Raw genomic sequence first — 9,066 nt, forward strand, 5'->3', positions numbered from 1 at the left:
CTGGAACTTGCGAACATTTTTTACAGGGGTGGGAGGATGAAAATTATTAACGTACCTGATGCAAGAAGTGTGAGAATTGCCGGAATTGAAATTATCGATAGTGTCAAATCGGTCGCTTCTGTTTTTACTGAAATTTTGTTGTTTATGGTCTGGTTTCCGGCAATTGTCTATGGGCTTTATCGTTTTGTTATCGTTTTGTGGGATGCTTCCTTAAAGCCGCAATCGCTCATTGAGTTTATTAATTTCATGGTTGAGTTATACAGCTATGTACTTCCTTCGTTGGCTGTTATCGCAGTGGCTTTAGTCGTCGTTTTATCCATTTTTAAAAGACTCTCAGCAATATGGGAGGGAAGAAAGCAATGAGACATTTTTTTAATGTTCTTTCCTTTGCTGTTGCCCTGTTGCCAGCTACATTGTGTGCTGCTCAGATTCAGGGGAAAGTTATTCGCGTTCTCGATGGAGATACCATCGAAGTTAAAACACTACCCGCGAAAATTGTTGTGTATGAAGTTCCGATTCGAGTCCGATTGATAAATATCGATGCACCGGAAAAAAAACAACCCTTTGGTCGCTGGTCAACCAATCAACTTAAAGCCCTGCTGGCAGGGCAATCAGTTACCGTCTCTTATACGCAAACAGATCGCTACGGGCGAGTCCTGGGACGAGTGGTGACAGCGAACGGCACTGAGGCTAACCGCCAGCAAGTGCTAAAAGGGGCTGCATGGGTTTATGACAGGTACAACACCGATAACTCATTACCGGCTCTGCAACGGGAAGCTCAGACACAGAAGCGCGGCCTGTGGGCTGACAGTAATCCCGTTCCTCCGTGGGAGTGGCGTCATAAACAAAACTGACGCGCTTCGCTTGTCCAACCCCTCCTCTGCCTGAAGAAAATCTTCAGGCAACGTCACGGTTTTTAATATACATGGTGCGCATATGGGTAAATTAACTCTGGTAGAGCAGGCTTTACGGCTCCATAAAGAATATTACGGTGAAGATAATTTTGGTACTGTCGTAAAGGATTGTGATTACTATCCTAAAGTGGCAGAGATTTTTATAAACAGAAAGAATCGTAAAATTTATTCGAATCTTGATATCGAACCCGTTGCTTCAACCGTCGTTCATACGGGAAGTAGCCCTGTTATGGCTAAAGCCGGGAGGATTAAAAAGCTTATGTTTAAAGATGGTTCGGGAGCATACCGGATTCATCTTGGTCAAAATGAAGTGGTTCATATTATTCGCTTCATTCTTAACTCTAAAGTCAGAATGGAGTACGCAGTTGGCACAACCAAAAGTATGTCGATGCTTCATAATCTTTGCGAAGCTGGACGCGCTAAATTAAACCGCTCTTTACCCCGTAAAGGTATCTGGAAAATCGGGTGTTACGACGGCGTTTATTATCACGGTAAGGCAAGGAAGGAAGAAATAGAAAACGCTTTACGTTTTTCTGTTCATCCAAAGTTTAATGAGCTGGAGAATGACTTTAATCAGTTCTTTTCGGATATTGATTTCTACACCCGTTATGGTCAGTCAGGAATGCGAAAAGTGCTTTTTACTGGTCCTCCGGGCACAGGGAAAACGACTATCGCAAAAGCTTTGGGGGCAAAATATCAGGATAAATATGTATTTGTTTATGCTGATGATTACTTTAAAGATGTTTGCTATGCCGCAGCTCAAAAGAAAATACCCGTTATCATAATAGCTGAAGAGGTTGATGAACTTTATCGGGCTGATGCCGGAACGTTAAGTTTTCTTGATGGGGCTGATACACCGCGAAATCTTGCCGGGACATATGTTATTTTTTCAACGAACTATCCTAACCGGATTGATCCGCGCATCAGAAAACGCCCTGGCAGAATTGACAGAATCATATCTGTAGGTGCTTTTCGGACTAAAGCCGCTGCCGCTTGTGCCAAAATGTACTTACCAGACGATATAAATATTGACCTTAAAGAACTTGGCGCGGTGCTGGACAGAACGACTCCTGCTGAAATAAAGGAGATAATAAATATTGCTATTGGCATGATTCGCGGAACAAAAAACGAATTAACAGTAGATGTAATCAAGAATGCGCGTGCCTTTTTGAAAGGAACCCTTGACCTTAGTGTGCAGGAGGCAGAAGAAGACATAGAGGAAAGGGAAGAAATCTTTAAAAAGAATGGTGCGCAGCCTGACTATTCAAGTTACCTTGAGGATTGATTAATGAGACTTTTTATTGCAGAAAAACCGTCTTTAGCAAAGGCTATTTTTGAAGGACTGGGCGGAAATCCCAATACAGAAAAGAAAAACGGCTATTTTGAACACGGTTCTGATGTCGTTACCTGGTGTTATGGTCATATGCTGGAGCTTTACGACCCACAGGATTATGACGACAAATATTCCAACTGGCGTTATAGTGATTTACCCATTAAAGCGGTTTATCCGCCAAAATATAAAATCAAGCCTGAATCAGAAGCACAGACCCGCATTATTTTGTCTCTTATCGATAAAGCCGACAGCATCGTTCATTCAGGCGACCCCGATGATGAAGGATGTTTGCTGGTTGATGAGATTCTGGGTTATGCCGGAAACAAGAAACCCGTCCAGCGACTGCTTGTTGCCGACCTCAACCTTGCGCCAGTGCAAAAATCACTGTCGAATTTACAACCTAACGATAAATTTCGCGGTATGACGTTAAGCGCCCTGGCGCGTTCCCTGTGCGATCAGGGTTTTGGCTATAACATGACGCGGGGATGTACATTAAAAGGCCGTGAGAAGGGCTATGACGGCGTTCTGAACGTTGGCCGGGTACAAAGTGCCGTTCTTGGTCTGGTGAACATGCGCACGCTGGCGAACCAGAATCACACAGAAAGCTTTTATTACGATGTATTCGCCAGTCTGTCGATGAACGGGCATCAGATTAAGGCGAAATATCAGACAACAGACGACGATCAGATAGACGAGAAAAAACGCCTGATCTCCGAAGCTCAGGCCGCGCATATTGCCGGACGTGTTACGGGTAAGGATGCTATTGTTACTATCGCGACGACAAAGCCGGAAAATAGCAAGCCTCCGCTTCCGCTTAACCTTTCCACGCTTCAGCAGCTCTGCGCAAAGCGATTTGGTTATTCTGCAACAGATACGCTCGATGTGATGCAGGGGCTGTATGAAACTCACAAGCTTCTGACCTATCCACGTTCTGACAATCGCTATCTTTCAGATGAGCATTATTACCAGGCCGGAGATATTGCCACTGCTATAGCGGCCACCGTACCCGAACTGGCGTCTGCGATCGTAGATATGGATAAAGGCCAGAAACACAAAGCCTTTAATGCCAGTAAGATTGAGGCGCACCACGCCATCATCCCGACGACAAAAAGCGGAGCCGGTATTCAGCTTAATGAAAAAGAGCGGAACGTTTATAACCTGGTGTCCGTCTACTTTATCGGGCTGTTCTACCCGGATGCGATCCGCAACAAGACGAAAATCCACTTTGATATTAAGGGGGATACCTTTACGGCCACACAGAGCGTTCTGGTACAAAAGGGCTGGGAAGCGCTGGGTAAGGATAGTGATGACGAGGACGAAACCGAAGATGCCGGAACGGACGGTTTTGACCTTTCATTGCTGAAATTTAATGACAGCGGCCTGTGTGAATCGGCAGACGTGGACAAGAAAAAGACTACACCACCTCGCTATTTCACAGAGTCAACGTTACTGGCCGCCATGACGAGTGCGGCAAAATTCATTGATGATCCGGCTCTCAGAAAGGCGCTGGAAGCGAAAGACGAGGGCAGCAGTGATCGTGGCAGTATCGGAACGGAAGCCACCCGCGCGGGTATTCTTGAGAAACTGGCGGCAAATACCGGGCTTATCTCCATCGAAAAAGAAAAGGGGTATTCGGAGCTGGTATGGAAAACCACAAAACAAGGCCAGGAGTTTTGCGCTGCACTGCCTCCTGAAATCACTAAACCGGATATCTCCGCTCTGTGGGCTGAAAAGCAGTCTCAGATCAAAGCCGGAGAGCTGACAGTTGAGGAGTTTATTAAGGAAAATGATGAGTACGTCCAGGGGTTAATCGACGAGCTGGACAGGAACGGAATTTCGATTTCTTCAAATGCCACGCCCTGCCCGGTTTGTAACAACGGTTTCCTGCGTAAGCGTAAGGGGCAAAATGGCTTTTTCTGGGGATGCTCCTGCTACCCTGAATGCAAGACAACATTCCCGGACAAAGACGGCAAACCGGATATGGAAGCAAAATCCAGATCAGAAGGTTCCATGTCCCGGCTCGAAGCCCCCTGCCCTTCATGCAGTAAAGAAATTATTATCCGGCCTAAAGGCTTTTTCTGTTCCGGGTGCGAGTTTAAAATCTGGTCTGAAGTGTCAGGAAAAAAACTGACACAAAATCAGGTTGAGACATTAATCAAAAAAGGTAAAACCGGAGAGATTAAAGGCTTTACCAGTAATAAAACCGGGAAAAAGTTTGACGCTGCAATTGTTTTGCAGGATAAAACTACGGGTAAACTTGGGTTTCAGTTCAGTAAAAAATAAGGATTAACTCGATGAGTGAAAATGAAACGTTTGACGCAACAAAAAAGCTACTCCTGAATATTCGCTCTGTTCGTGTTTTTGCGCGAGAAACCAGCTTTGAACAACTGCTGGAAATGCAGGAAAAGCTTAACGCCGTGATCGAAGAACGTCGTGAAGAAGCAGAGCGTGAGGCAGCAGAACGCGCAGAGCGCGAAAGAAAGCGCCAGGAACTGCTCCAGTTGATTGCCGGAGAAGGTTTTTCACCGGAAGAACTGCTTGGCCTGTCCGAAGATGCGCAAAAAACACGCAAAAAGACGTTGCCAAAAGCGCCGCCTAAATATCAGTTTGATGAAAACGGCGAAACGAAATACTGGTCTGGCCGTGGCCGGACACCAAAACCAATCGACGAAGCGTTAAAAGCTGGCCGTTCTCTTGATGAGTTTCTCATCAAAAAAGATGCTTCCAGCACTGCTGGTGACGAACAGTAATCTAACAAGCCTCTGACACTGCGTCAGAGGCTTTTTTTTAGCAAAAAGGGCGCGGGGGGTTATGGTGAAGAAATCTTTGGATATCTTCGCGGGGATAAGGGAAGTAGTCTCTGATATCTTTGGTTTCTAACTTACCAGTGCAGTGATACGTCTGAAAATAGATCCACTCTGCTATTGTTTTGTAGATGTGATTTCCCATGTTCGCGCTTTGAGAACCATACTGCATGACTTGTGCATCCAGGTCATTACACATCTCCGGCGGAGTGAGTACATGATATGTCCTGCATAACAGCGGGCGGTAATTGTAGATTGAGCATGTTCCCTTCTCAGACAAAAACGGACATTTTGACTCATGCCCGGTCGTAAGCGGGTTGTCTCTGGCAGTAAGTTTACTTGCTTGTGCAATATGTGTTGCCTCAAGCGCGGTTAAATGAACATCCATTTTACAGCACGAAGAGCACCCCTTTTGACAGGAGGTAAACGTGCTCACAAATTCTTTGTTAAAACGATCCAAAAAGGCGTACATCTGTTTTAACTTGAGGTAAATATTACCGGATTGAGTATTGAGTTTATTTATGAGTGCCTTTAACTCATCGAAATACTTATCAGGTACGGGTTTCAGATTGGTATAGCCGGGTAATGTTTCGCCTGGCTCCAGGTGGATCACTGAGTTAGGTTTGATATCCATTGCTTTTGCTTCCTATATTCTTCTCGCGCTGGTTGTTCATTTGACACTAAAACAAGCGTCATACAATGGCAAGGTGTCAAGCCCAGCAGTAAATCACGCTTGCCAGCAAACCAGTTTCCTGCAGCCGGTTTGGCCGTTGATTTTTGCCAGCAATATTACCCGCTCGATGCCCGCCCTGGGCGTGAAATTGCCAGCAAAAAAGATTGCCGCTATCAAAGGTGTGGTTTATATTATCTGTATCGTACGATACAGATAATGGAGAAGCTTAATAGATGACTGAAAAAATCACTGACGAGGAACTGGTAGATTTGTTGGAGGCGCTCAAAAGAGCACATGGTATGGGCGTTTGTTCAAAGGCGGTTAAGCTGGCACAGCGTTGCGCTGATGTGTTCCCTGCTATTGTTGCAGAGTTACAGGAATATCGGAACGCCGCTAAGCGAACTTCAGCATGACAAGAGCCACGGAACGCGCTTACAGCGAGCTACAACAGGCGTTTGATTTCTATAACCAGCGCCTTTTTGACGGCGAACTCCCTGACTGTCTGATTACGTTCCAGCGCGGCAAGAACACAATGGGCTATTTCAGTTACAGGCGCTTTGTTGCTGCTGACGGCAGCGGCAGGATGATTGATGAAATCGCCCTCAATCCTGAATACTTCCCGGTGTACCCGCTTATTGAAGTCATGCAAACGCTGGTTCATGAGCAGTGCCATATGTGGCAGTACCACTACGGCAACCCGTCGCGTAAGACGTACCACAATGCGCAGTGGGCGGCAAAAATGGAAAGTATCGGACTTATGCCCTCCTCCACCGGGAGACCTGGTGGTGCGAAAGTCGGCCAGAAGATTAATGACTATCCGATCCCTGGTGGCCGCTTCCAGCGCGTCACACTGGAACTGTTCCAGGGGCAATTTGCTTTGAGCTGGTTTGATCGCTTCCCTGTCCAGGTCGAACAACAAAAAGATATGACCGCCGTAATAGAGCAATGGCGCGAAACGCTTGCTCTGGCGCATCAAAATGCTGAGGCCGGGATTGATATAGAAGCGGTGCTTTCTATGGCTCTGCTGCCGTCAGTGTCACCGCAGAACGGGAGCCATTCAGATGATATGGCCGGGAGCAATGACAATGATTTGTCAGTTGCAGCATTTGAGGACAAGCCAAAACGAAATAAAGTTAAATATCAGTGTCGCGGGTGTGGCGCTGCCGTGTGGGGCAAAGCCGGACTGAATATTGAATGCGGCGATTGCGAGCTGGCTTTCATCGAAAATTAATTGCCAGCAAATTTTCCCGGTCACATCTGTTGGCCAGTGTTTTTTGCCAGCAAAGTTTCTTCCCGGGTTCGCGCCGGCAGCGCAAAAATGACAGCAAAAGAGGGGTATCATGGGGCATTACACAATCAGAACGAATGACGACGAAGATCAGGCCATTAAAAAGGCGCAGGAAGCGACCGGACAGGCATCAGCCAGCAAAACCTTTATGACGGCTATCCTTGAGCTTCAGCGTAACAGAGACGAGATGGCGCAGCTACGGCGTGAACTGGCGCAGGAAAAAGCGCGGAGTCAGGAGCTGGTATCATCGGTAAAACAATTCCGTTCCAGCCTGAACAATCTGTTTGATCTGGCTGACAACCCTTAAATAACAAGGAGCGAAACGTGCATACCACAAATGCGATTATCCTGTGCCTGGTGTCATATCCCTGCATCGTTGCATGGGTTATCTATAAAAACAGATTTGTCGATTACTTGTTTTTAACTCTGCTTGCTTGTTTGGGGAGCATTTTTTCAGTCGTATTGTATAAACAGCCCGACTACTCATTGACCATATATCAGGCCGTTGCTGTCGGCTATGCTGCCGTGATCATGCCAACGGTGTTAGTTTTGAGTGTCGTTAATATCTTCATGGGAAAAGCAGAGAGAACGTGCAAATGAATACACTGGCTGCACTGGAAAATACGTTTCGTGATATGAGAAAGCATGGCTGCCAAACAGTCATGGTCACGCAGTCTTTAGCTGATTTTGGCCGCTACAGCTATAAACCGCGCCCTGCATTTCAGGACTGGATCGAACGGCTGAAGACTGGCGAACGTCTGCCGCGAGGCCGTTACTTTGTTGGCAAGAAGCCTGGTGGCCGCCTGGTGCTCATTGATGAATTGGGGGGAACATGGACAGAAAAAGTAACAGTGATTCATACCAACGCTGGATGATAGAGAAGGCTGACAAAAGGGAAAGGACGCAAATCAGTATGTCGTTCGTAAAGATGAAGGACGTACTTTTTAACGTGCTGGCTATCGGTACTGTTTTAGCAGCCCTGGTGGTGATCTTTTATGAAGTGCAAAGCAGCTTATAAATTGATGGCCGTTGACAATGAATGTCATACTACCTGACCGGGCAATGCCGGAAGATTTCTTTCACGGGTGATGGTTTGTGATCCCGGCATTGTTCCGGCGCTCTCTCGTAAATTCTCGCGCCCAATCCCCCTCGCAAAACCTCAGAATTCACGTAACGCACCGCGATTTCGGCAACCATCAACCCTAACGTCCTTATGTTGTTGGGTTTGCCGCAGAACAATTTATTCATTTAAAATAGATTTAAACGAAGCGGGAAACCGCAGACGTAAAAAAACCGACTGGTGAGGTCGGCTTTTTTACGGTTCCGGTGCGAGCTGGTAACTCAGCCCGGAAGGGAAACTCTCTACAACTGACAATAGTATGATAATCCGTGAAGCCTGATTATGCAATATGACGGGCAGTGACTGTGCGTTAACGGTTTGCCTGAACGTTAGATAAACGTATAATCAGAGGGTTAGCTCTGTGGTGAGTCTCTCCCTGCATTCCGCTAAATGCGGCATGAACAGGTTCAAAGTCCTGACAGGTAATACAGGTGGTGCTGGTTATCTGTGCTCTGGCAGGAGTGAGACTCTCTACAACTGACAAGACGAAGAGAAGCCGTGGTGACAGGCAGTGTAAGAGCAAGCCACGGTGTCTTTACTCCATTTATGGAGAAAACGGATGATTAACCTGTTAATCATCGTTCTGAGGGCGGTAGCGGCGCTTGCAAACGCGCTGATTGCCATTCTGGAACTGATCCGCCAGTTCATCGACTAATGAACACGGAAACGTAATTAAGGCCGGAGGAACACCACCTCCGGCCTTTAATAAAAATATAGTTTAGTTACAACATTCACTAGTCTGTACTAACCACCACACACCTGACCTTCTGCGCACAAGTTACCTTTAATCACTCCTAAACAGGCATTTCATGAAACTCCCCTGTTCTTGCATCGGTAACAGGGGTCTGACGCTCAGTGGAACGAAAACTCACGTTAAGCAACGTTTTCTGCCTCTGACGCCTCTTTTAATGGTCTCAGATGTCCTTTGGTCACC

General features: G+C 46.5%; 13 protein-coding genes. 12 read left to right on the forward strand and 1 reads right to left on the reverse strand.

Going from position 1 to position 9,066, the window contains the following annotated elements:
- The first annotated feature begins 36 nt into the window (after window positions 1-36).
- The 5 genes from PGQ95_RS25065 (at window position 37) to PGQ95_RS25085 (ending at window position 4,997) form a co-directional block, all read left to right on the forward strand.
- The gene (locus tag PGQ95_RS25065) at window positions 37-363 is read left to right on the forward strand and encodes a hypothetical protein (protein ID WP_004208538.1); all 327 of its coding nucleotides are present in this window, start codon (window positions 37-39) and stop codon (window positions 361-363) included.
- Window positions 360-854: a thermonuclease family protein gene (locus tag PGQ95_RS25070; RefSeq protein ID WP_001215543.1), complete on the forward strand. Its 495-nt coding sequence runs from the start codon at window positions 360-362 to the stop codon at window positions 852-854. The genes PGQ95_RS25065 and PGQ95_RS25070 overlap by 4 nt, the downstream gene beginning before the upstream one ends.
- Window positions 855-936: 82 nt before the next feature.
- Window positions 937-2,199 carry an AAA family ATPase gene (locus tag PGQ95_RS25075; protein WP_000517490.1) on the forward strand — a complete coding sequence of 421 codons (1,263 nt, stop codon included), beginning with the start codon at window positions 937-939 and terminating at the stop codon, window positions 2,197-2,199.
- 3 nt (window positions 2,200-2,202) lie between these two features.
- Entirely contained in the window at window positions 2,203-4,530 is a 2,328-nt protein-coding gene (topB, locus tag PGQ95_RS25080) for a DNA topoisomerase III (RefSeq protein WP_430919752.1), read from the forward strand.
- 11 nt (window positions 4,531-4,541) lie between these two features.
- The gene (locus PGQ95_RS25085; RefSeq protein ID WP_001293458.1) at window positions 4,542-4,997 is read left to right on the forward strand and encodes an H-NS family nucleoid-associated regulatory protein; all 456 of its coding nucleotides are present in this window, start codon (window positions 4,542-4,544) and stop codon (window positions 4,995-4,997) included.
- A gap of 37 nt (window positions 4,998-5,034) precedes the next feature.
- Here PGQ95_RS25085 and PGQ95_RS25090 read toward each other — a convergent pair whose 3' ends face one another.
- On the reverse strand, window positions 5,035-5,685 hold the full coding sequence (locus PGQ95_RS25090) for a YkgJ family cysteine cluster protein (RefSeq protein ID WP_000351937.1): 651 nt from the start codon (window positions 5,683-5,685) through the stop codon (window positions 5,035-5,037).
- On the opposite strand from PGQ95_RS25090, the gene PGQ95_RS25095 reads away from it, so the two are divergent.
- The 7 genes from PGQ95_RS25095 (at window position 5,675) to dqlB (ending at window position 8,787) form a co-directional block, all read left to right on the forward strand.
- Entirely contained in the window at window positions 5,675-5,941 is a 267-nt protein-coding gene (locus PGQ95_RS25095) for a hypothetical protein (protein WP_032072053.1), read from the forward strand. The genes PGQ95_RS25090 and PGQ95_RS25095 overlap by 11 nt on opposite strands.
- A 16-nt stretch (window positions 5,942-5,957) precedes the next feature.
- The gene (locus PGQ95_RS25100; RefSeq protein WP_023408316.1) at window positions 5,958-6,137 is read left to right on the forward strand and encodes a hypothetical protein; all 180 of its coding nucleotides are present in this window, start codon (window positions 5,958-5,960) and stop codon (window positions 6,135-6,137) included.
- Complete coding sequence (locus PGQ95_RS25105) at window positions 6,134-6,955, forward strand: SprT-like domain-containing protein (protein ID WP_000196235.1); 822 nt, start codon at window positions 6,134-6,136, stop codon at window positions 6,953-6,955. Before PGQ95_RS25100 ends, PGQ95_RS25105 begins: the two co-directional genes overlap by 4 nt.
- A gap of 109 nt (window positions 6,956-7,064) precedes the next feature.
- On the forward strand, window positions 7,065-7,319 hold the full coding sequence (locus PGQ95_RS25110; protein ID WP_000510385.1) for a hypothetical protein: 255 nt from the start codon (window positions 7,065-7,067) through the stop codon (window positions 7,317-7,319).
- Window positions 7,320-7,336: 17 nt separating this feature from the next.
- Window positions 7,337-7,612 (forward strand): hypothetical protein, encoded by a 276-nt coding sequence (locus PGQ95_RS25115; RefSeq protein ID WP_000557557.1) that lies wholly within the window; start codon window positions 7,337-7,339, stop codon window positions 7,610-7,612.
- On the forward strand, window positions 7,609-7,887 hold the full coding sequence (locus tag PGQ95_RS25120) for a hypothetical protein (protein ID WP_001093608.1): 279 nt from the start codon (window positions 7,609-7,611) through the stop codon (window positions 7,885-7,887). Before PGQ95_RS25115 ends, PGQ95_RS25120 begins: the two co-directional genes overlap by 4 nt.
- Window positions 7,888-8,691: 804 nt before the next feature.
- Complete coding sequence (gene dqlB / locus PGQ95_RS25125) at window positions 8,692-8,787, forward strand: DinQ-like type I toxin DqlB (RefSeq protein ID WP_000609145.1); 96 nt, start codon at window positions 8,692-8,694, stop codon at window positions 8,785-8,787.
- Window positions 8,788-9,066: the final 279 nt, after the last annotated feature.

Origin of the sequence: Klebsiella sp. 141240 (assembly GCF_050600805.1) — a bacterium.
GTDB lineage: Bacteria > Pseudomonadota > Gammaproteobacteria > Enterobacterales > Enterobacteriaceae > Klebsiella > Klebsiella aerogenes.

Excerpts from the sequence above, each read along its gene's own strand:
- PGQ95_RS25085 (WP_001293458.1), top strand. The coding sequence starts at position 4,542 with ATGAGTGAAAATGAAACGTTTGACGCAACAAAAAAGCTACTCCTGAAT.
- dqlB (WP_000609145.1), top strand. The coding sequence starts at position 8,692 with ATGATTAACCTGTTAATCATCGTTCTGAGGGCGGTAGCGGCGCTTGCA.
- PGQ95_RS25065 (WP_004208538.1), top strand. The coding sequence starts at position 37 with ATGAAAATTATTAACGTACCTGATGCAAGAAGTGTGAGAATTGCCGGA.
- PGQ95_RS25075 (WP_000517490.1), top strand. The coding sequence starts at position 937 with ATGGGTAAATTAACTCTGGTAGAGCAGGCTTTACGGCTCCATAAAGAA.
- PGQ95_RS25100 (WP_023408316.1), top strand. The coding sequence starts at position 5,958 with ATGACTGAAAAAATCACTGACGAGGAACTGGTAGATTTGTTGGAGGCG.
- PGQ95_RS25070 (WP_001215543.1), top strand. The coding sequence starts at position 360 with ATGAGACATTTTTTTAATGTTCTTTCCTTTGCTGTTGCCCTGTTGCCA.
- PGQ95_RS25090 (WP_000351937.1), bottom strand. The coding sequence starts at position 5,685 with ATGGATATCAAACCTAACTCAGTGATCCACCTGGAGCCAGGCGAAACA.
- PGQ95_RS25110 (WP_000510385.1), top strand. The coding sequence starts at position 7,065 with ATGGGGCATTACACAATCAGAACGAATGACGACGAAGATCAGGCCATT.
- topB (WP_430919752.1), top strand. The coding sequence starts at position 2,203 with ATGAGACTTTTTATTGCAGAAAAACCGTCTTTAGCAAAGGCTATTTTT.
- PGQ95_RS25105 (WP_000196235.1), top strand. The coding sequence starts at position 6,134 with ATGACAAGAGCCACGGAACGCGCTTACAGCGAGCTACAACAGGCGTTT.
- PGQ95_RS25120 (WP_001093608.1), top strand. The coding sequence starts at position 7,609 with ATGAATACACTGGCTGCACTGGAAAATACGTTTCGTGATATGAGAAAG.